The 21,903-nt window shown below is 65.2% G+C and carries 18 protein-coding genes; 12 read left to right on the top strand and 6 right to left on the bottom strand.

The window, feature by feature from the left end:
• Window positions 1–144: 144 nt before the first annotated feature.
• The 5 genes from ABIA45_RS15015 to ABIA45_RS14995 all read right to left on the bottom strand — a co-directional run bounded on the left by ABIA45_RS15015 (window position 145) and on the right by ABIA45_RS14995 (window position 5,270).
• Window positions 145–969, bottom strand: coding sequence for a phosphodiesterase (locus ABIA45_RS15015; protein WP_157281317.1), 825 nt, complete (start codon window positions 967–969; stop codon window positions 145–147).
• Window positions 970–1,036: 67 nt separating this feature from the next.
• Window positions 1,037–2,317 (bottom strand): ABC transporter substrate-binding protein, encoded by a 1,281-nt coding sequence (locus ABIA45_RS15010; RefSeq protein WP_404652605.1) that lies wholly within the window; start codon window positions 2,315–2,317, stop codon window positions 1,037–1,039.
• 28 nt (window positions 2,318–2,345) lie between these two features.
• Window positions 2,346–3,182: a carbohydrate ABC transporter permease gene (locus ABIA45_RS15005; RefSeq protein ID WP_404652603.1), complete on the bottom strand. Its 837-nt coding sequence runs from the start codon at window positions 3,180–3,182 to the stop codon at window positions 2,346–2,348.
• Window positions 3,179–4,126, bottom strand: coding sequence for a carbohydrate ABC transporter permease (locus ABIA45_RS15000; RefSeq protein ID WP_157281326.1), 948 nt, complete (start codon window positions 4,124–4,126; stop codon window positions 3,179–3,181). The genes ABIA45_RS15005 and ABIA45_RS15000 overlap by 4 nt, the downstream gene beginning before the upstream one ends.
• Window positions 4,119–5,270: an ABC transporter ATP-binding protein gene (locus tag ABIA45_RS14995; protein WP_404652602.1), complete on the bottom strand. Its 1,152-nt coding sequence runs from the start codon at window positions 5,268–5,270 to the stop codon at window positions 4,119–4,121. The genes ABIA45_RS15000 and ABIA45_RS14995 overlap by 8 nt, the downstream gene beginning before the upstream one ends.
• Before the next feature lie 150 nt (window positions 5,271–5,420).
• On the opposite strand from ABIA45_RS14995, the gene ABIA45_RS14990 reads away from it, so the two are divergent.
• The 9 genes from ABIA45_RS14990 to ABIA45_RS14950 all read left to right on the top strand — a co-directional run bounded on the left by ABIA45_RS14990 (window position 5,421) and on the right by ABIA45_RS14950 (window position 15,754).
• Entirely contained in the window at window positions 5,421–6,320 is a 900-nt protein-coding gene (locus ABIA45_RS14990) for a LysR family transcriptional regulator (protein ID WP_271545293.1), read from the top strand.
• A 227-nt stretch (window positions 6,321–6,547) separates the two neighbouring features.
• Window positions 6,548–7,375 (top strand): HD domain-containing protein, encoded by an 828-nt coding sequence (locus tag ABIA45_RS14985; RefSeq protein ID WP_271545292.1) that lies wholly within the window; start codon window positions 6,548–6,550, stop codon window positions 7,373–7,375.
• A gap of 11 nt (window positions 7,376–7,386) precedes the next feature.
• The gene (locus tag ABIA45_RS14980; protein ID WP_404652601.1) at window positions 7,387–8,280 is read left to right on the top strand and encodes an alpha/beta fold hydrolase; all 894 of its coding nucleotides are present in this window, start codon (window positions 7,387–7,389) and stop codon (window positions 8,278–8,280) included.
• 171 nt (window positions 8,281–8,451) lie between these two features.
• Window positions 8,452–9,078 carry a GTP cyclohydrolase I FolE gene (gene folE, locus ABIA45_RS14975; protein ID WP_036006126.1) on the top strand — a complete coding sequence of 209 codons (627 nt, stop codon included), beginning with the start codon at window positions 8,452–8,454 and terminating at the stop codon, window positions 9,076–9,078.
• Window positions 9,079–9,106: 28 nt separating this feature from the next.
• Entirely contained in the window at window positions 9,107–10,630 is a 1,524-nt protein-coding gene (locus ABIA45_RS14970) for an FAD-dependent oxidoreductase (RefSeq protein ID WP_404652599.1), read from the top strand.
• Between the two features lie 127 nt (window positions 10,631–10,757).
• Window positions 10,758–11,327 (top strand): HdeD family acid-resistance protein, encoded by a 570-nt coding sequence (locus ABIA45_RS14965; RefSeq protein WP_271545288.1) that lies wholly within the window; start codon window positions 10,758–10,760, stop codon window positions 11,325–11,327.
• Window positions 11,328–11,448: 121 nt separating this feature from the next.
• On the top strand, window positions 11,449–12,660 hold the full coding sequence (locus tag ABIA45_RS14960) for an ABC transporter substrate-binding protein (RefSeq protein WP_271545287.1): 1,212 nt from the start codon (window positions 11,449–11,451) through the stop codon (window positions 12,658–12,660).
• 166 nt (window positions 12,661–12,826) lie between these two features.
• Window positions 12,827–14,041 carry an acyl-CoA dehydrogenase family protein gene (locus tag ABIA45_RS14955; protein WP_404652597.1) on the top strand — a complete coding sequence of 405 codons (1,215 nt, stop codon included), beginning with the start codon at window positions 12,827–12,829 and terminating at the stop codon, window positions 14,039–14,041.
• A 255-nt stretch (window positions 14,042–14,296) separates the two neighbouring features.
• Window positions 14,297–15,754 (top strand): hypothetical protein, encoded by a 1,458-nt coding sequence (locus ABIA45_RS14950; RefSeq protein WP_404652595.1) that lies wholly within the window; start codon window positions 14,297–14,299, stop codon window positions 15,752–15,754.
• A gap of 218 nt (window positions 15,755–15,972) precedes the next feature.
• Here the strand turns inward: ABIA45_RS14950 and ABIA45_RS14945 are convergent, their stop codons facing one another.
• Entirely contained in the window at window positions 15,973–17,712 is a 1,740-nt protein-coding gene (locus ABIA45_RS14945; RefSeq protein WP_404652593.1) for a methyl-accepting chemotaxis protein, read from the bottom strand.
• Window positions 17,713–17,946: 234 nt separating this feature from the next.
• Here ABIA45_RS14945 and ABIA45_RS14940 point away from each other — a divergent pair, with 234 nt between their 5' ends.
• The 3 genes from ABIA45_RS14940 to eutC all read left to right on the top strand — a co-directional run bounded on the left by ABIA45_RS14940 (window position 17,947) and on the right by eutC (window position 21,856).
• The gene (locus tag ABIA45_RS14940; RefSeq protein ID WP_271545283.1) at window positions 17,947–19,329 is read left to right on the top strand and encodes an ethanolamine ammonia-lyase subunit EutB; all 1,383 of its coding nucleotides are present in this window, start codon (window positions 17,947–17,949) and stop codon (window positions 19,327–19,329) included.
• A gap of 148 nt (window positions 19,330–19,477) precedes the next feature.
• Window positions 19,478–21,064, top strand: a complete 1,587-nt coding sequence (locus tag ABIA45_RS14935) for a B12-binding domain-containing radical SAM protein (protein WP_404652592.1) — start codon at window positions 19,478–19,480, stop codon at window positions 21,062–21,064.
• A 6-nt stretch (window positions 21,065–21,070) separates the two neighbouring features.
• Entirely contained in the window at window positions 21,071–21,856 is a 786-nt protein-coding gene (gene eutC, locus ABIA45_RS14930; protein ID WP_404652590.1) for an ethanolamine ammonia-lyase subunit EutC, read from the top strand.
• The last annotated feature ends 47 nt before the right edge of the window (window positions 21,857–21,903 follow it).

The raw sequence follows: 21,903 nt of genomic DNA, 5'->3' as shown, positions 1-21,903 counted from the left end.
CCTCACATCGGATGTCTGCTTCTGGGCCCATCTCCGACCCGGGGCGAGGACGCCAGCGCGCTGCTATCGAGGTGGAGCGGACTCTCCAAGGAGTGCAGCGCGGGCTTATAAGTAGCGCCCCTGGTAATGGTCGGCGCTCGCCGTTCATCTCACCATGGTCTCGCGATCCCAGGCCTTGTAATCGGGCGAACCCTGGGTGCGGATAGGACCGTCATAGCCGTATTCCACCATGTGCACGGTCACATAATCTTCTCCAAAAAACGCGACGCCGTAGGATTGCGGCAGGTCGCAGGCGCTCAGCAGCTGCGTCTCGGAAAAGAGCGGATAGCTCGCATGGTTGGTGCCGCGCAGCGACGAGACGGGGACGCCTGCAATCGAGCCTGCAAGAGGCAAGTGGCAATGCCCGAAGAAGACGTGGCGGATCTTGGCCCGATGGCGGCTGACGAGATGCCGGAACGGAGCCTCGTCGAGCAGGCCGATCTGGTCGAACGGGACGAGATGCACCGGCATGGGATTGTGGTGCATGAAGAGCAGGAACGGCCCGTCATGCTCGGAAAGCCGGGCCTCGAGCCAGCCGAGACGATCGTCGCAATAGCGGCCGGCGTGCGTCTCCGGATGGGCGGTGTCGAGAAACAGGCAGCGCCCCGCGGCGGTGTCGTGGATGCCCTGGACGAAGCCGTTCTCGTCGGCGAGGTCGGGGAATACGCTCAGGAAGGCGGCGCGCCGGTCGTGGTTGCCGATGCACAGCCGCACCGGCAGCGGATATGCGTCGAGGCGCTGCTTGAGCCATTGATAATCGGCGAGATCGCCCCAATCCGAGAGGTCGCCGGTGATCACCATCAATTCGGCGTCGTGATGATCGTTCAGCGCATGCGCCAGCGCCCGCTCGAAATTGACGCGCGGATCGCGGCCGCCGATGGTCGAGCCGGGCGCCGTCAAGTGAATGTCGCTCAGGTGCAGCAGTTTCATCGCCATCTCCAGTCATTGGTCCGGCACGGGCGCCGATGGCGTCCCGTGCCGGCAGATGTCAGGACGCTCAGCGCGCCGCGCCGGTCGTCTTCGGCAGCAGCTTCTGCACGTCAGTCGTCATGTCGGCGAGAACGTCCTCCGGCTCCTTGGCGCGGGCACCCGAGATGATCGAATTGAGATGATCCTTGATCACGTCGGTGATCTTCAGGCCGTTGTCGCCGGGGAAGGCGTACCACTTCGTGAGCAGCGCGAGTTGGCTGACCGCGGTGTAGTTATTGGGGTTCTTGACGTAGAAGTCCTTCAGATAGACCTCGTTGGCGACCTTGTTCGGCGGCATGTAGCCGGTCGTTTCCGCCATGATCGCAGCGCCCTTGGGGCCGGTCCAGAACTTCACCACTTCCCAGGCGGCATCGCGCTTGGCCTTGTCCTTGGCGAGGATCAGCACGACGTTGCCGCCGGCCGGCAGCCTGCCCTTCGGGGAGGCGACGTCCGGGAACGGAATCGTCTTCAGCGCGAACTTGCCGCCGGTCATCTGTGTGACCTTGTTGAGGTCCGAGGTCGAGGTGACGTGGAAGCCGGTCTTGCCGGCCGCGAACGCGGCGCGCATCGACGGCTGGTCGAGATTGGGCATGCCGGCCTCGTTGACGAGCCGCGCGATCGTGTTGATGGCGAACTTGCCCTCGGCTCCGTCGAAGGCGACCTTGGTCTCGTCGGCATTGAGCATGGTGCCGCCGCGCGCGAACACCGGCGCCTGCCACAGCCAGTTGCCGGTGATGTCCCAGGCATAGGTGACGCCGTTGGTGTCATTGCCGAGCGCCTTGACCTTCTTGGCCAGCGCGATCAGCTCGTCCCATGTCTTCGGCAAATTGTTCACGTCGCCGCCGGCCTGCTTCACCAGGTCAAGATTGACGTAGACGATCGGCAGCGAGATCGCGAAGGGCAGGGCGTAGACCTTGCCGCTGGCGGTGCCGATGTCGAACATCGCCTGGTGGAAGCCCTGCTTGTCGAAATCCTTTTCGGCGGCGATGTAGCCGTCCAGCTCGGCCGGGATGCTCTTGTCGACCAGGACGCGGATGCGATTCAGACCCTGGAACGAGACATCAGGCATCTGATTGGTCACGGCCTCGCGCAGCACCTTCTGGGTGCCGTCCTCGTAGGATTCGTAAGGCGCCCGCATCGTGACCTTGATCTCCGGGCGCACCTTGGCGAATTCCTCGGCGATGCGCTTGTGCGTCTCGGTGAACAGCTCCGGATAGGGATATTGCATCACGATCTCGGTCTTTGTCTGCGCGAGCGCAGATCCGGCCGCAAGCGACAGAGCCGCCGCGGCGATGATGGTCTTCAGCATGATAGACTCCTTGTTTGAGGTGACGTGGCTACTTGATCCCGGTCAGGGTGATGCCCTCGATGAAACGGCGCTGGGCAAAGAGGAAAGCGATGACGAGCGGCGCGATGATCACCATCGCCGCAGCCATCAGCGGGCCGTAGCTGGTGCCGGCCTCGCTGTTGCGGAAATGCGCGACCGCGAGCGGCGGCGTGCGCAAGTGCTCGCTGTTGAGCACGATCAGCGGCCAGAAATAGTCGTTCCAATGCGCGACCACGGAGAAGATCCCGAAGGCGGTCACTGCGGGAATCGCGGCCGGCAGCATCACCCGCCAGACGATGCCGAATTCGGAGATGCCGTCCATGCGCGCGGCGTCGACGAGATCGTCGGGCACGGTCTTGAAGAACTGGCGCATCAGGAAGATGCCGAACACCGAGATCGTGAAGGGCAGCACGAGCGCGGCATAGCTGTCGAGCAGGCCGATCTTGTGCAGCAGCAGGAAGACCGGGATCGCGGTCGCCTGCGGCGGGATCAGGATCCCGAACAGCACCAGCGCAAACAGCGTCTCGCGGCCGAGGAAGCGAAGTTTTGCCAGCGCGTAGGCCGCCGGCAGCGCCACCATCACCTGCAGCACGAAGATCGAGACCGTGACGATGATTCCGTTGAGCAGGAAGCGCAGGAGATTGGCCTTGGCGAAGGCCTCGCGCAGGTTCTCGACAAGCGCGAACTGGTGCGGGATCAGGTGCAATTCGCTGGAGAAGATCTCGGTCTGCGGCTTGGATGCGGTCGAGATCATCCAGATGAAGGGTGCCAGCATGAGCGCGGCGCCCGCGATCAGCAACACGTGGCGGAGGATCGCCCGGACTGGGTTGGGATGCGCGTTGCTCATGTGTAATGCACGCCGCGATCGGCGAGCCTCGATTTGATCAGCGTGAGCAGGAGGACGAAGACCAGGAAGACGACGGTGATGGCCGCGGCATAGCCCGAGCGGAAAAACTCGAAGCCTTCCGTGTACATCGTGTGGATCAGCACCTCGGTGGATTTCGACGGGCCGCCCTTGGTCAAGACGTGCACGGTGTCGAACACCTGGAACGAGCGGATGCCGGAGATCACGACGACGAAGGTCGTGACCGGCCCCAGCATCGGCCAGGTCACGAGGCGGAAGCGTGCCCAGCCGCTCGAGGCACCGTCGATTTCGGCCGCCTCGTAGAGCTGCTTGGGGATGGAGACGAGGCCGGCGAGGAACAGCACCATGTTGAAGCCGACCGCCTGCCAGATGCCGATCGCGCACAGCGCATAGAGCGCCGTGCTGCGGTCCTGCAGCCAGGCGAAGGCCGGCAGGCCGGCGCCGCGGAGCAGCCCGTTCACCAGGCCGAATTGCGGATGCAGCATGAATTCCCACACCACCGCCATCGCGATCAGAGTCGCCATGACGGGCAGGAAATAGATCGTCCGGTAGAGGCTGCGCAGGCTGGTGCCGCTCTGGATCAAGAGCGCGATCGCAAGGCCGGCGATCACGGCGCCGGGCACTACGATCACGACGTAAGTCAGCGTGTTGCGCAGCGCGGTCCAGAACACCTTGTCGGCGAACAGGTCCTGGTAATTGGCCAGCCCGATCCAGGAGAAATGCGGCGCGCCGAGCTGATAATCGGTGAAGGAGAGGGCGATCACGCCGGCGAGCGGACCGAGCAGCATGACCAGCATGAGCGCGGCGGCCGGCGTCACCAGCGCGTAGGCGGCATGAGTCCGCCTGCTGCCATGGGCCGGCAGCGTGCGCCTCGTCGTGCCCGTGGGAGCGACGGCCGCGCCGATGGTCATGGAGCCGTCAGACATGGGCGGGCTCACGGATGCGCTCGGCCTGCTCCACTCTGAGCTCGATCCGTTTCCCGGCCGGATCGAACATCCGCACCGCGTCTGGTGCGAAGCCGAAGGCGACGGAGCTTGCCATCGCCGGCAAATGCTTGACGTCCGCGAGCCGCGCGATCAGGCGCGACCCGGTGCCTTCGACTGCGAGATGCACGAAGGCCTCGGCGCCGAGATTTTCCAGGTGGACGACGGTTCCGGAGAACGGCCCGGTGCCGAGCTCGATCCGCTCCGGACGGACCCCGATGCGGCAATCGCCGGCCGCCGCATTGCACGTAAGCTTCAAGGCGGTCCCCAGCACATCGACGCCGCCGTCCTTTCGGATCCGGCCGGGGAGGACGTTGATCTTGGGGCTGCCGATGAATTCGGCAACGCGGATGTCGCCGGGCTCGTTGTAGATCTCGGCTGGCGTGCCGGCCTGGATCAGCTCACCGCCCATCATGACGGCGATCCGGCTCGACATCGTCATCGCCTCGGCCTGGTCGTGCGTGACGTAGACGAACGTCGCCTTGAGGCGGCGGTGCAGCTCGGCGAGCTCTGCGCGCATGTGGACGCGCAGCTTCGCGTCAAGATTGGAGAGCGGTTCGTCGAACAGGAAGGCCACCGGCTCGCGCACCATGGCGCGTCCGACCGCGACGCGTTGCCGCTGTCCGCCGGACAACTGTCCGGGCTTGCGCCGCAGCAATGGGGTGATGTCGAGCTGCTCGGCGATGCGTTCGATGTCGGCGCGAATGTGCCGTTCCTTGGCGCGCCGGCCCGGCAGCAGCGCACCCAGCAGCGGCAGTCGCTCGATCGCGGAGAGGCGCCGCATCCGCAGCGGCACCGCGATGTTGTCGAAGGCGCTCAAATGCGGATAAAGCGCATAGGATTGGAACACCATCGCGAGGTTGCGCGCGCTCGGGCGAATGCCGTCCACGGGGCGGCCGTCGATACGGACCTCGCCGGAATTTTGCGGCTCGAGCCCGGCAATGATGCGAAGCAGGGTCGACTTGCCGCAGCCGGACGGGCCGACCAGCGAGATGAACTCGCTGTCGGCGATGCGGAAATCGATGCCCTTCAGGACGTCGGTGCCGTCAAAGGACTTGCGGATTGCGGATAGTTCGATTTGCGCCATGCGCACTGATCCCCTGCTGGTCCGTTTGCGGCGCACGAGGAGTAGGAAGCGCGTCTGACATTCACATAACGGTCAATGGCCTTCCTTATGGTCATCCCAGGTTTTGCTTTCGCCCGGTCCGACGGGGAATATCATCTTGGGGTTGTTGTCGTGGCGTTGACGTCTTCGCGTGTCCGGGCGGTCAATGCCGTGTTCGAGACCGGCAGCTTTGCCGCTGCGGCAAGGCGGCTCGGGGTGTCGCAGCCGGCCGTTGCGCAGCTGGTGCGGGATCTGGAGGCCGAGTTCGGGGTGGCGCTGTTCGACCGGCACGGCCAGACCCTGATCGCGACGTCGCTGTGTCGGCGGCTCTATGCCGCCACGAGCCGCATGCAGGCGGTCGAGGCGGATGCGCTCGCCATCCTGCAGCAGCGCGACGAGCTCACGGGGGGTGAGCTTCGCATCGGGCTCGGTAACGCCATGCCCGGCATGGCGTTGATCGCGGCGTTCCGCAATCTGTATCCGAAGATCCAGATCAACATCGAGATCGGCAGCTGGTCGGCGATCATGGCCGCGGTGGTCGACCAGCGCGTCGACGTCGCCGTATTGCCGGAGGTGCCGCAGGACAACCGCTTCCGGCGCGAGCCCTGCGTGCAGCAGCGCGTCGTTGCGATCTGCCATCCCGTTCACGATCTCAGCCGCCAGTCGCGCGTGTCCATCGCCGGCCTCATGCAATATCCGCTGGTGTTCCGGACCCGGGATTCCGCGACCCAGCGCGCCGTGGACCGGGCGTTTCGCACCCTCAACCTGCGCGCCAGTCCGACGATCATCGTTAATACGCGCGAGGGGATGCTGGAGGCGGTCGCCAACCGGCTTGGCGTCGGCTTCGTGTGGGAGCACGGCTCGAGCCGCATCGACCGGATCGCGAAGGTGGCGATCGCGGAAATCGAGGCGGAGTCGCCCGAATACATCTTCTCGCTGGCCGGCAAGCGCGGCAAGCTGGTCGAGCTGTTCTATCTCGCCAGAAGCCTTTCGCGCCCGGCCGACGGCGCCGATATCCTGGCCGCGCCCTGAGCGGTCCGAGAAGCGGCGCCGCTCCCGCGCCTTCCGGCCAGCCTCTGGTTGTGCCGAACTGTGACGGCAACCGTGATGTTGCGCAGCGGGGCCGGCAAGATGACGGGAATTTTCGCCCCGGAGTTTGGTGACCCGGCCCAAGATGGGCTATGCTCCCCGGCAAGTCGAGACAAGAATGAGACGTCGGGAGACGGCATGGGATACCAGCGGCGGACGGGGCTGCATCCATGATGACCTTACCCAGGCTGGCGGCCGAATCCCTGGAGAAGGTGCTGGGCTCGTTCATGCGCCGCAGGTTCGGTGAGACGCCGGCCAACATCATCGAGAGCGCCACCCGCACGACGATGGAATGCATCGGCAACAGTGATGCGCTCTATCACAATATCGAGCACACGATGCTGGTGACGCTGGCTGGGCATTCGATTCTCAGCGGTCGGTATCTCCACACGCACCTGGCGGCAGAGGATTATGTCCACGTCCTGATTGCCTGCCTCGCTCACGATATCGGCTATGTGCGCGGCCTGTTCGAGGAGGATGACGAGGACGGCTTCCTGGTCGACGCGGCCGGCACGAAGGTTTCCCTGCCGCGCGGCGCATCGGATGCCAGCCTGATGATGTATCACGTCGATCGCTCGAAATTGTACGTGATGCGGCGACTGAGGCATATTCCGGGGCTTGACCCGGAACGCGTCGCCCGCGCGATCGAAGGCACGCGGTTTCCCGCCCAGCCGGGGCAGGAATACGATACCGAAGCCTCGATCCTGCGCGCGGCCGACTTCATCGGCCAGCTCGGCGATCCCAACTATCTGCGCAAGGCCAACGCGCTCTATTACGAGTTCGAGGAGGTCGGCATCAACCGCCAGCTCGGCTACGACTCGCCCGCCGACATCGTGAACCGCTATCCGCAATTCTATTGGAACAGCGTTGCTCCGCACATCCAGACCGAGATCGGCTATCTCAACAAGACCGAGATCGGCCGGCAATGGATCGCCAACCTCTACAGCAACGTGTTCCGTGCCGAGCGCGACATCTCGCTGTCCGGTCCGCAGAAATAGCTGCGACATGCATGCAACAAAAAACCGTCACCACTGACGTCCTCGACATCGCCTATCGCGAATACGGTGCGCCGGACGGCTGGCCCTGCATCATGGGGCACGGCTTTCCCTATGACGTGAACGCCTATGCCGAGACCGCGCCGATCCTCGCCGAGGCCGGCGCACGCGTGCTGGTGCCCTGGCTGCGCGGTTACGGGCCGACGCGGTTTCGCTTCGCCGAGACGCTACGCTCCGGCGAGCAGGCGGGGTTAGGTGCCGATCTCCTGGCCTTCATGGATGCGCTCGGGGTCAAGCGTGCCATCGTCGGCGGCTATGATTGGGGCGGGCGCGCCGCCTGCGTGGTTTCGGCGCTCTATCCGGAGCGCGTGATCGGTCTCGTCTCCGGCAATTCCTACAACATCCAGAACATCGCCCTCGCCATGGAGCCGGCCTCGCCGCCGGAGGAGGCGGCGTTCTGGTATCAATATCTCTTCCACAACGAGCGCGGCCGCCGCGCCTTGGAGCGCAACCGCCGCGGCTTTGCCCGTCAGCTCTGGACGATGTGGTCGCCGAAATGGGCCTTCGATGACGCAACGTTCGAGACGAGCGCCGCGTCCTTCGACAATCCCGATTTCGTCGACGTCGTGATCCATTCCTACCGCCATCGCTACGCGCTGGTTGCCGGCGATCCCGCCTATGCGGGGATCGAGGCGAAGCTTGCCGCGCAGCCGCCGATCCGTGTCCCGACGATCGCGATCGACGGCGACAGCGACGGCGTCAATCCCGGCACCGCCCACCACGCGCGCAAGTTCGAGGGGTTTTTCGAGCGGCGCGTCTTCACCGACGCCGGTCACAATTTGCCGCAAGAGCGGCCGGCCGAATGGGCACAGGCCGTGATCGACGTGCGGAAAGCGGCTGCCTCATAGGCGGCCCCGAGGCGCCCTCGGCGCACCTCATCATGAGGGGATTGGCGGGTCGGCACTAGGCCATCCTCCCGTTCCCCAAGTTTCCCCGACTTTCGGGAACCTTTTCCGATTGGCGCCGTCCAAGCTGTGGGCCCGCTTCCATATGCGGGCTCGTTGCAGGGGAGAAGCTTGATGAAGTCACAAGTGCGCAAGCTGGAACGTGTCGCCGTGGCGCAGACGCCGTCCGATCGGCCTGACAGGGCGGAGGTCGAACAGGCGATCCGGACCATGATCCGCTGGGCCGGCGATGATCCCGCGCGCGACGGTTTGCGCGAGACACCTGCTCGCGTTGCACGCGCGTTCGCAGAGTATTTTTCCGGATACGCACAGGACCCGACCGAAATCCTGCAAAAGACCTTCGAGGAGATCGAAGGCTATGACGAGATGATCGTGCTGCGCGGCGTTCGCTTCGAGAGCCATTGCGAGCACCACATGGCGCCGATCGTCGGTCGCGCCTGGGTCGCCTATATTCCGCAGGGGCGCGTCGTCGGCATCTCCAAGCTCGCACGCGTGGTGGACGTCTACGCAAAACGGCTCCAGATCCAGGAGAAGATGACCGCACAGATCGCCAACACCATCAACGACGTGCTCAAGCCCGAAGGCGTCGGGGTGATCATCAAGGCGACACATCACTGCATGACCACGCGCGGCGCGCACAAGCCTGGGACCGATCTCGTCACCAGCCGCATGCTGGGCGTATTCCGCGACAATGCGCTGACGCGCCAGGAACTGCTGGGGCTCGCCAGTTCGGACGACTGACTCGCGCGCTCATGATGGAGGCGTTGCCATGGCCGAGGATAAGAAGCCGAGCGGACCCGACCTGACCGAAGGCGTGGCCCTGACCGAGTTCAAGGACGGCAAATTGCTCGGTCACGTCGGAGAGGACGATGTCCTGCTGGTGCAGGCTGGCAGCGAGGTCTTTGCGATCGAGCCGGCCTGCAGCCATTATCACGGCCCGCTCGCCGAGGGCCTGGTGGTGGGCGACACCATCCGCTGTCCCTGGCATCATGCCTGCTTCTCCCTGCGCACGGGCGAAGCCACGCGGCCGCCGGCCTTGAACGCGCTGGCGGTCTGGGAGGCCACGCGCGATCAGGACAAGATCATCGTCCGGCGCAAGCGCGAGGCCCTGACGCCGCCGTCCGCCCATCGCAGCGCACCGGCGCCAGACAAATTCGTCATCGTCGGCGGTGGCGCCGCCGGCTTCGCCGCCGCCGAGACGCTCCGGCGCGAGGGCTTTGCCGGTGCCATCACCATGTTCAGCAATGACGGCGCGATGCCGGTCGACCGGCCAAATCTCTCCAAGGATTACCTTGCGGGCAACGCGCCGGAGGACTGGTTGCCGCTGCGTGGCGAGGACTATTACCGCGACTCGGGCATCGATCTCAGGCTCAACGCCGACGTCGTCGCGATCGATGCCAAGTCGCGCAGCGTCACGCACGGCAACGGCGACAAGCTGCCGTTCGATCGGCTGCTGCTGGCGACCGGCGCCGAGCCGCTCAAGCTGCAGATCCCGGGCGCGGACCAGCCGCATGTTCACACCCTGCGCTCCGTCGCCGACAGCCGGGCGATCATCCAGGCGGCGGGGAGCGCCAAGCGGGCGCTGGTGATCGGCGCCAGCTTCATCGGCCTCGAGGTCGCGGCGTCCTTGCGGGCCCGCAAGATCGAGGTGCACGTGGTCGCGCCGGACGAGCGGCCGATGCAGAAGGTGCTCGGCGCCGAGATGGGCGATTTCGTTCGCTCCCTTCACGAGGACAACGGCGTCGTCTTCCACTTGAAGGAAACGGTGGAGAAGCTCGATGGCCTACGTGCGAGGCTGAAGAGCGGTGCTGTCATCGAGGCCGACCTCGTCGTGGTCGGCATCGGCGTCAAGCCGCGCCTCGCGCTCGCCGAGCAGGCGGGGCTAACCGCCGATCGCGGCGTCAGCGTCATCGAATATCTGGAGACCAGCGTCGCCGGTATCTTCGCGGCCGGCGACATCACGCGCTGGCCCGATCCCCATTCGCGGCAGAGCATCCGTGTGGAGCATTGGGTGGTGGCGGAGCGGCAGGGTCAGACCGCCGCGCGCAACATGCTCGGCAGGCGCGAGCGCTTCGACGCGGTGCCGTTCTTCTGGAGCCAACACTATGACGTGCCGATCAACTATGTCGGCCACGCTGAGAACTTCGATGACGTCGCGATCGACGGCAATATCTCCGGAAGGGACTGCCTGCTGAAGTACCGCAAGGGCGGCCGCGTCCTCGCGGTCGCTTCAATCTATCGCGATCTCGACAATCTCAAGGCCGAGCTCGAGATGGAGCGCACGCGCGGCTGAAGCCCCGCGCGCGAGCTTGATTTGCGTCAACATTGCGACAGGTGAAGGCTGTTCTGCTGGCTGTCGTCCCGGTGCGGTGTGTGCTATCCTGGCGTGTGCCCGCGGGCTTCGCATGCAGGAGTGGCCCATGACCAGTGCTTCAGACGCATCTCATCCTTCCAGCTCGGGTATCTCTGCGCTGCACGGCAAATGGGGGTGGATCGTCGCGCTAGGCGTCGTTTACCTCATCGCCGGCTTCGTTGCGCTCGGCAGCATGGTCATGGCGACGGTGGCGAGTGTGATCGTGGTCGGCGCCATGATGATCGTCGCCGGCGTGACGGAGATCATCGGCGCATTCCAGATGAAGAGCTGGGGCAAGTTTCTGATCTGGGCCTTGCTCGGCGTGCTCTATGTCATCGCCGGCTTCCTGACCTTCGCCAACCCGCTGTTCGCGGCAGTCCTGCTGACATTGTTCTTGGGCGCATCGCTGATCGCCTCGGGCGCGGTGCGGCTGTTTCTTGCCTTCAGCATGAAGCGCGAGAGCCCGTGGCTGTGGGTCGCGCTCTCGGGCGCCATCACGCTGCTGCTCGGCCTCCTGGTCGTGGCGCGCTGGCCGGTGAACAGCGTCTACATCCTCGGCCTGTTTCTCGGTATCGACCTGATGATGGCCGGCGCCGGCTGGATCAGCTTGGGTTTCGCCTTGAAGCGGCGCGGCTAGCGCAACGCCATCAGCAACTCGACGCAAGACCCTCTTGCGGAACTCCGCTGAGCTGACGTGCTGACAAGAGTCAGCACGCCGCGTGACCGTCTCGCGCGGCGATGATCATCGGGGAGAAACCATGAAAGCCGCTTTGGTCCTGGCCGCAGCGCTGGCCGCCGCCTGCGCGTCCGCCCCTGTCTCCGCGCAAAAATCCTACGGTCCTGGGGTCAGCGACACCGAGATCAAGATCGGCAACACCATGCCCTATAGCGGTCCGGCCTCGCCGCTCAGCATCACGGGACGGGTGATCTCCGCCTATTTCGACGAGATCAACGAGAAGGGTGGTGTTGGCGGCCGCAAGCTCAACCTGATCTCGCTGGACGACGCCTTCTCCCCGCCCAAGACCATGGAAGCCGCGCGGCGCCTCGTCGAGGGCGACGGCGTCGCCTTCATCTTCGCCACCATGGGCACGGCGCCGAGCTCGGCGATTGCAAAATATCTCAACAGCAACAAGGTGCCGCAGATCTTCCTGATCAGCTCGGCCTCGAAGTGGAACGATCCCGCCAACATGCCGTGGTCGATCGCGCTGCCCTGGGCACCGAACTACACCAGCGAGGCCGCAATCGATGTCGCCTATGCCCGCGCCAAGAACCCGAATGCGCGCTTTGCGGTGCTCTACCAGAACGACGACGCCGGCAAGGAATATCTTCGCGGTGTCAAGGAGGCGCTCGGTGCCGACGCCGACAAGGCGATCGCGATGGCCTCGAGCTTCGAGGTCGCCGACCCCACCGTCGATTCCCAGGTTCTGACGCTCGCCAATACCAAGGCCGACGTCTTCATGATCTATTCGGTGACGCCGCGCGCCTGCGCGCAGGCGATCCGCAAGGCGCACGAGGTCGGCTGGCAGCCGACGCGCTTTCTCGCCTCGGGATGCGCCAACAAGGCCACCGTGATGGCGCCGGCCGGGCTTGAGGCCGGCAAGGGTGTGCTGTCGCTCGGCGCGCTGAAGCCGTTCGTCGAAACGCCCAGGGACGACCCGGCGATGACGGCCTATATCGACTTCATGAAGAAGCGCCTGCCGAATGCCGACATCAACAACGTCGCCGGCCTCTACGGCTACACCGTCGCCGAAGCGCTGGTGGTCTTACTCAAGCAATGCAAGGACAATCTGACGCGCGAGAACATCATGGCACAAGCGGCGAATCTGAAGAACGTGCCGCTGTCGCTCCTGATGCCCGGCATCACCCTTAACACCACGCCGCAGGATTTCCGCCCGATCAAGGACGGCTACATGCTCCAGTTCGACGGCAATGACTGGATCGTGGCCAGCGAATTGCTGCGCGGGACGTGAGACTGAGCGAGCCAGCGTCTCTCTCCGCTCGCTTGGAATCGTAGGGTGGGCAAAGGCGCTCTTGCGCCGTGCCCACCATCTCACTCGATCGCAAAAGATGCGTGGGCACGCTTCGCTTTGCCCACCCTACGATACTGGCGGGAAGGTCAGCGATCAGGAGACCATCATGGACTTTCAGCACTCTCCCCGTTCGCTGGAGCTGCAGGAGCGCGTCCGCCAGTTCATGCGGACACAGGTCGAGCCGGTCGAGGAGCTCTATTATGAGCAGGTCAAGCCGGAGGCGACACGCTACAAGACGCCGCAAATTCTCCAGGATCTCAAGCAACTCGCGCGCCAGCAGGGGCTGTGGAATCTGTTCCTGTCCGGCGAGCACGGCCCGGGCCTGACCAACCTCGAATACGCGCCGGTGAAGGAGATCATGGGCCGCATCCTCTGGGCGCCCGAAGTCTTCAACTGCTCCGCGCCCGATGTCGGCAACATGGAGGTGCTCGCCAACTACGGCACCAAGGCGCAGCAGGAGCGCTGGCTGGCGCCGCTCCTCGAGGGGCGTATCCGCTCTGGCTTCTCGATGACGGAGCCGCAGGTCGCCTCCAGCGATGCCACCAACATCCAGTGCGAGATCAAGCGCGACGGCGACGATTACGTCATCAACGGCCGCAAATGGTTTACCTCGGGCGCGATGAACGAGGATTGCGAGATCCTGATCGTGATGGGCAAGACTGCGCCCGACCACCCCGACCGCCATCGCCAGCAATCCATGATCCTGGTGCCGAGGAATACGCCCGGCGTACGCATCGTCCGCGACATGCTCACCTACGGCTTTGACGATGCGCCCGTCGGCCATCCCGAGATCGTCTATGACAACGTCCGCGTGCCCGCCGAGAACATTCTGCTCGGGGAGGGCCGCGGCTTCGAGATCGCGCAAGGCCGGCTCGGCCCCGGCCGCATTCATCACTGCATGCGCCTGATCGGCTGCGCCCAGCGTGCGCTGGAATTGATGTGCCAGCGCGCGGTCTCGCGCGTCGCCTTCGGCAAGCCGCTCGCAGAGCAGGGCTCGGTGCGCGAGGACATCGCGCATTCCTTCTGCGAGATCGCGCAGGCGCGGCTGCTCACCTTGCAGGCCGCCGACAAGATGGACCGCGAAGGCAACAAGGCCGCGCGCGATCTGATCGCCGCGGCCAAGATCGTGGTCCCCAGCATGGCCGCCCGCGTCATCGACCGCGCCATCCAGATCCACGGCGCCGCCGGCGTCTCGCAGGACACGTTCCTCGCGCGCGCTTACGTCTACGCCCGCTTCATCCGCATCGGCGACGGGCCGGACCAGGTGCATCTCGCGGCCGTCGGCAAGGAGCTGATCAGGCGCGGCGGGGTGATGGGGTAGCGCCGTGGCCCTTGGCCGGATTGCGCATCGGCGGCGCTTCGAAGCGCCGCGACGGGCAAGTCCTTTGGCCGCGATGCCGTATGGCCTCAGATCACTGTAGTACAATAGTAACTACTGCTGACCGAGAGTGACCCTGCACGCCATGGCGGGTTCACCCAGGTGAAAGAGCACAGATCGCTTTCGCGCGAGAAAACGTCCGATACCGACGTTACAGGAAGCGCTCGCGTCCTGTAGGTGCCGGCGGGCCATTTCCGCATGAGCCTGCGTTGGCTGATCGTCGCGGCGCTCCTCCTGGCTGCCTTGCTCGTCCAGATACCGATCGTCCTGAACCCGGATCTGGCCTGCCTGCTGACGGAGGGCGAGCAGGTCCTGGATGGCCGCAAGCCGGGCGTCGATCTCTTCGAGCTGAATCCACCCCTGTCGGTCTATTTGTACATGCCGGCATCGATGCTGGCGCGAACGACCGGAATTGCGCCTGAAGTGATCGTGATCATCCTGATCCTGGTCGAAATCATCGTCGCGCTTCTGATGATCGATCGTGCCGCTGCGGCCGCAAGGCTCGGGATTGAAGAGCGGATCGTTGCGACCTGCCTGTTCGCGTTCTTGTTCGCAATTCTTCCGAGCGGCGTATTCGGACAGCGTGAGCACGTCGCCGTCATTGCGCTGACCCCTTTCGTCGCCGTCACCGCGATCCGCTGGCGTGGCCTCAGCCCCGGAGCGGTTGCGGTCCTGGCGGGACTTGGCGCCGGACTCGCCATGAGCATCAAGCCCCAGCTTGCCCTGGTCGTCGGGCTTCCGATCGTCCTTGCGGTCGTCCGCCAGCGATCGCTCAGGCCGTTGTTCTCTCCGGAAGCGATGACGGCGGCTGCTGTCGTCATCGGCTACGGTGCGGTCCTCGCCAGCGTTTTCCCCGCCTATCTGTTCGACTATGCGCCGATGGTCTCTGCCGCTTATTTGCCGTTGCGGATGAATCTGGGCGATCTGCTGTCTTTCCCGGCCATGGTGTTGGCCGGGTCCGTCGTGTTTCTCGGCCTGCTGGCCCCGCACGAGTTCAAGTTTGGAGGCAACGCGACCCCGTGGTTGGCTGCGGCGCTCGGTGGAGCTGCAAGTTTCGTTCTCCAGGGCAAGCATTGGACCTACACGGCGTTTGCGCTCTGTGTCTTTGCGATCGCCGCGCCGCTGTTGCATGCGCGCATCAGGACGATGCGGATGCCGGTCATGATCGCCGGCCTCGCCGCCGTTGCGCTCATCGGCTATTGCCTGGCCTTGCAGGTCCGGCCGTTTCCGCCGCTCAAGGAGCGCATCCTGGCCCTCGCAAAGCATCCGCGGCTGATCACGATCGGCGATCACGTCGCGCTGGGGCATCCGCTCGTCCGCGAGGTCAACGGGACCTGGGTGGGCAGCTCCTGCATGCAGCTGTTGGCTGCCGGCGCGATGATGCTGCAGAAAACGACGACGCCAACCGAAGGCGAGCGCGCAAGACTGGACAGCATCATCGATTTCGAGCGGCGGCACTTGCTCGCAGACCTGCGCGCCGGTCGTCCGGATGTGATCCTCGTGGATACCCGGCTGCTGAGCGCGGTCCCGTTCGACTGGCTGGCCTGGGCAAGGTCCGATCCGGAGCTCCAGGCCGAGCTAAGCCGTTACCGCGAGCTCGAGGATGCCGGCGGCCGCGTCCGGATCTTGGTCGCTCGATCGGGTTCGGAGCGGTAACCCCGTTCGGTTGTGCGCCGGCTGCGGCACGGGCGCCACGCTCGTCATGCTGACATCATGCCCCTGTTTTGCCCGACGAGTCAAAATCGGTCCGCAAGAACAGCACGCTTTCGCGCCGTTCGGCTAAGCCACTGAAAAACCTCACCCCCGCCTACTGTGCATGGGGTTGTTTTTCCGTTTTTGCTGGAGCGACCGTTTTCGCGGCGCCAGGCGGGCCGCTACCCCGCCTTGGCGATGCGCCCGTCCGCCGACCCCGCGCGCAGGTTCTGGAAGAACGTCTCCACCTCCCGCGACAGCGTCTGCGCCGTCTCGGTCAGGCTGCTGGCGGCGGTGAACACCGAAGCCGCCGCAGTATCGGTCTCGCCAATGGCATCGCGCAGCGAGGTGATGTTCGCCACCAGCGTCTCGTTGCCTTGGGCGGCGCTTTGCGCGTTGGAGGAGATCTCGCGCGTGGCCTGGTCCTGCTGACTGATGGCGCCGGCAATCGCGGATGTGACCTCGTTGATCTCGCGCACGGCCCCGCCGATCTCGCGGACGGCGTCGACGGCGTTCCGCGTCGAGGCCTGGATCATCGCGACGTTCTCGCTGATCTCGGCCGTGGCCTTGGCGGTCTGGCCCGCGAGCGCCTTCACCTCGTGGGCGACGACAGCAAAGCCGCGGCCGGCATCGCCGGCACGCGCCGCTTCGATGGTGGCGTTCAACGCGAGCAGGTTGGTCTGCTCGGCGATCGCCTGGATCAGGTTGAGCACGCCGTCGATGCGTTGCGTGGCTGCAGCGAGGCTCTCGATCTCGGAGATGGACTTCTCGGTGCGCTGGCCGGTCTGCTCGACCGCGCCCGCGCTCTGCCGCACCTGGCGGCCGATCTCCACCACCGAGGCCGAAAGCTCCTCGGCCGCGCCCGCCACCGCGGTGACGTTGTGCGAGGCCTGCTCGGTGGCATTCGCCGCGGTGCCGGCGCGGCTGCTAGCATCCGCAGTGACACGCGTGATGGTCTGCGCGGTCTCGCGCATGACGGAGGCGTTGTCGCTGAGGCCGCGCATGATCGCGCCGATCGCCTCGCGAAATTGCTCGACGGACCGCTCGACGTGACGGGCGCGCTCCTCGCGCGCGGCGGCGTCTTGCGACACTTGCGAGGCGAGGTTGCGGTTGCGCCCCATCGAGTCCTGGAACACCTGGATGGCGCGGGCCAGCGCGCCGATCTCGTCGGCGCGGTCGGAGTGCGGCACCACGACATCGTCGGCGCCGTCGGCGACCTGCTTGATGGTGGCGGTGATCGCGGCGAGCGGCCGGGCGATCGAGCGGGCAATGATGACGATGCCAGCGACGACGAGGGCCAGCGCCACGCCGCCGAGGCAGGTGAGGATGAACGACAATGTGCGGGCGGTCTCGGTCTGCTGCGCGATCTGCCTGCCGCGCTCGGCATAGACCTTGGACAGCGCCTCGAGGTCCTTGTTCAGCGCCGAGCGGACGCTGCGGTTGGCGTCGTTGTCGCCCCATTCGCGGCCCGCTGCCGCGTTGATCTCGACGCCGCGCCGCACCAGCTCCTTGCGGAACTCGACGAACTGCTCGATGCGCTTCTTGAAGGTCGCGAACTGCTCGGCATCGTCTTCCTTGACGATGGTCTCCCAGCGTTTCACGACGTCGAGGATCTGGGCGTTGAACTTGAGCAGGCCGTCGCCGTATTTCTTCACCACGGCCGGCTCGGTCGACATGTAGATGCCGCGCGATTCCATCACCACCGCATAGACGAGGGAGTTGACCCGCTCGACGTTCAGCGCGGCGGAATTGGCCGTCTCGATCGCGACTGCGAGGTCCGCGCTGCGGCGGCTGTTGTAGTCGGACAAGATCGCGATCGCTGCCGTGAGCAGCGCGAACAGCGCGAAGATCGCATAGAGCTTGCTGGCAAGCGTGAAGCGGCCTGCCGGCTTGGCGGCATTCCCAGATCGGACGGATGTCATGATGTTCAAGGAGCCCGGATTGGCCTGACCGGCCGGTGAACGGGGTCAGGCAAATTGTTGCAAAACTATGCAGAACGAAGATGGACGCCTCGTTAACGCGCGGCCTGGCCGCCTCCGTCCTAGGTCGAAGGAAAGGCAAGTCATTTCAGCGTCTTGATCCGAAGGTTTAGTTTCAGGATAGTCTTTTGGGATAGTCTTGGAGTCGGCCGTTGGCCGAGCAACCCGGAGAGACCCTTGGTCTACCGCCACAGCATCGACGCCACGACCTACAGCTTTCCCGACCTGCGCGACCTGCTCGCCAAGGCGACACCCCCTCGCTCCGGCGACCGGCTGGCCGGAATTGCCGCAGCCAGCTCCGAGCAGATGATCGCCGCGCGGATGGCGCTCGCCGATGTGCCGCTCGGCCAGTTCCTGCAGGAAGCCGTTGTTCCCTACGAGGCCGATGAGGTCACTCGCCTCGTCATCGACAGCCATGACGCCAGGGCGTTCGCGCCGGTGGCATCGCTGACGGTCGGCGCCTTCCGCGACTGGCTGCTGTCGGACGCCGCAACGCCCGAGATCCTGCGCAAGCTGGCGCCCGGCATCACGCCGGAGATGGCGGCCGCGGTGTCGAAGCTGATGCGCAACCAGGATCTGATCCTGGCCGCGCGGAAATGCGAGGTCACCACCGCCTTTCGCAACACCATCGGCCTGAAGGGGCGGATGAGCACACGCCTGCAGCCGAACCATCCCTTCGACGATGCAAGGGGCATCACCGCCTCGATCCTCGACGGCATCCTGCTGGGGGCAGGCGATGCCTGCATCGGCATCAATCCCGCCAGCGATGATCCGGCCGTCATCGCGCAATTGCTGCGGCTGCTCGACGAGATCATCGCGCGGCTGCAGATCCCGACGCAAGGCTGCGTCCTGACCCATGTCACGACGACGCTGTCGCTGATCGGGCAGGGCGTGCCGGTCGACCTCGTCTTCCAGTCGGTCGCGGGCACCGAGGCCGCCAACCGCAGCTTCGGCATCGACCTCGCACTGTTGAAGGAGGCGCAAGAGGCCGGGCTGTCGCAGTCGCGCGGCACGGTCGGGCGGAACCTGATGTATTTCGAGACCGGCCAGGGCTCGGCGCTGTCGGCGGGCGCCCATCACGGCGTCGACCAGCAGACCTGCGAGGCGCGCGCCTATGCGGTCGCCCGCGCCTTCGCTCCGCTGCTGGTCAACAGCGTGGTCGGCTTCATCGGCCCCGAATATCTCTATGACGGCAAGGAAATCATCCGCGCCGGGCTAGAGGATCATTTCTGTGGCAAGCTGCTCGGCCTGCCGCTCGGGGTCGACATCTGCTACACCAACCACGCCGAAGCGGATCAGGACGACATGGACAATCTCCTGACGCTGCTCGCCGCCGCCGGCGTCACCTTCATCATGGGTGTTCCCGGTGCCGACGACGTCATGCTGAACTACCAGTCGACGTCTTTTCACGACGCGCTCTATGTCAGGGACGTCTTCGCGCTGCGCCGTGCGCCGGAATTCGACGACTGGCTGGCGCGCTCGGGCATTGCAGGTGCCGATTTCCGGATTGCCGGCGATGCAGGCCTGCTGCCCGATTTTGCCGCGCGGCTGATCGCATGAGGCGGAAGGTCAACTCGGTTGGGAAACCATCGGCGCCTCTCGGAATTATGCTTACGCCACAATATTGAGAAATTCCGGCGACAGCATTACGCTATGTGTCGGGCTGGCAATTTCCGCACCATCGGTTGAGTGTGGCGGGGGAGCTTTGATGCGAGCTGAAAGTAACGGAACGTCCCGGCGGATTCTCTGCGTGTTTCCGCGCTACACCTCGTCCTTCGGCACGTTCGAGCATTCCTATCCGCTGACCGATGGCGTTCGCGCCTTCATGCCGCCGCAGGGGCTGCTGCTGATCTCCGCCTATCTTCCGAAGGAGTGGCAGGTCAAATTCGTCGACGAGAACCTGCGCCGCACGACGAGGGAGGAGTTCGAATGGGCGGAAGCGGTCTTCGTCAGCGGCATGCACATCCAGCGCCAGCAGATGAACGACATCTGCCGCCGTGCCCATGAGTTCGATCTGCCGGTCGCGCTCGGCGGGCCTTCCGTCAGCGCCTGTCCCGACTATTACCCGTCCTTCGATTATCTGCATGTCGGCGAGCTCGGCGATGCCACCAACCAGCTGATCGAGATCCTGTCGCGCGACACCTCGCGGCCCGAGCAGCAGGTCGTGCTCACGACCAAGGACCGCCTGCCGATGACGGAGTTTCCGATCCCGGCCTACGAGCTCGCCGACGTGAAGAAGTACTTCCTCGGCAGCATCCAATATTCCAGCGGCTGTCCCTACCAGTGCGAGTTCTGCGACATCCCCGGCCTTTACGGCCGCAATCCGCGCATCAAGACGCCGCAGCAGATCATCGCCGAGCTCGACCGCCTGCGCGAATGCGGCATGACCGACACGGTCTATTTCGTCGACGACAATTTCATCGGCAACCGCAAGGCGGCCATGGACCTGCTGCCGCACCTGATCGAGTGGCAGAAGCGGACCGGCTACGTGGTGCGGCTCGCCTGCGAGGCGACGCTCAACATCGCCAAACGCCCCGAGATCCTCGAGAAGATGCGCGAGGCCTATTTCATCACCATCTTCTGCGGCATCGAGACGCCCGATCCCGACGCGTTGAAGGCGATGCAGAAGGACCACAACATGATGGTCCCGATCCTGGAGGGCGTGCGCACCATCAACTCCTACGGCATGGAGGTGGTCTCAGGCATCATCATGGGGCTCGACACCGACAAGCCGAACACCTCGGAGGCGCTGCTCGCCTTCGTCGAGGAGTCCCGGATTCCGCTGCTCACCATCAATCTGCTGCAGGCGCTGCCGAAGACGCCGCTATGGGACCGGCTTGAGCGCGAGGGGCGGCTGGTCGAGGACGATGGCCGCGATTCCAACGTCGACTTCCTATTGCCCTATGACGAGGTCGTCGCGTCCTGGAAGCACGCCATGGCAGTCGCTTACGCGCCCGACAAGGTCTACGCGCGCTATCAGCACCAATGCGACCACGTCTATGTGAACCGGCTCAAGGTGCCGGTGCCGGACGAGATGAAGACCTGGCCGAACATCCGGCGCGGCCTCGTCATGCTACGCAACATCTTCTGGAAGGTCGGCGTGCTTGGCGACTACAGGCGCGTGTTCTGGAAGTTCGCGCTGGGCCGCATCAAGCGCGGCGACATCGAAGGCCTGATCGGCTGCACGCTGATCGCGCACCATCTCATCACCTTTGCGCGCGCGGCCTCCAGCGGCAAACAGAACGCTTCGAACTATTCGATCCGGCTGCGCGAGGCCGCCGTTCCGGCCGAATGATGCCCCATGTCTGACCCGGCCCTGCCGCGCCGTCCGACCCTCGATTTGCAGTCGTTCACGCCTGCGCGCGTCGCGCTGGGACGCAGCGGCGCGAGCCTGCCGACGAAGGCGTTGCTCGATTTTACGCTGGATCATGCCCGCGCCCGCGATGCCGTGCATGCCGCCTTCGATACGCCGCGTCTCATCGCCGATCTCGACGCGCTCGGTGTTGCCGCGACCGAGGTGAGGAGCCGGGCGGTCGATCGCAGCGACTATCTGCGGCGGCCGGATCTGGGACGGCAGCTCGACCCCGGCTCGGCCCAGCGTCTGGCACGAAGCATCTCGGCGCCGTGCCAGCTCGCGGTCGTGATCGGAGACGGCCTGTCCGCGGCGGCGGTCCATAGCCATGCGGCGATCGTGGTGAGGCGCCTGCTGCCATTGCTTGCGGAGGGGGATGCTGTCGCGGTTCGCCATGTCGTCGTCGCATCGGGCGCGCGCGTCGCGCTCGGCGACGAGATCGGCGCCATTCTCGGTGCGCGCATGGTCGTGATGCTGATCGGCGAGCGGCCCGGCCTGTCCGCGCCCGACAGCCTCGGCGCCTATCTGACCTTTGCGCCGAGGCCCAGCCGCACCGATGCCGAGCGCAATTGCGTCTCCAACATCCATCACGCCGGGTTGAGCCACGAGGAGGCGGCGTTCAAGATCGCCTGGCTGGTCCGCGAGGGGCTGGCCCGGGAGATCACCGGCGTGGCGCTGAAGGACGAGAGTGCGGACCCCGCGCCGCGCCAGATTGGCACATCCTCGCCGGGATGACGGTCATTCCAAGCCCGGATCGCCACTTTTCTGATCGATTCGGCCGC

This window comes from Bradyrhizobium sp. USDA 336 (assembly GCF_044908355.1).
GTDB classification, from domain to species: domain Bacteria; phylum Pseudomonadota; class Alphaproteobacteria; order Rhizobiales; family Xanthobacteraceae; genus Bradyrhizobium; species Bradyrhizobium yuanmingense.
This window is presented reverse-complemented; position numbering and strand designations above follow the sequence as displayed.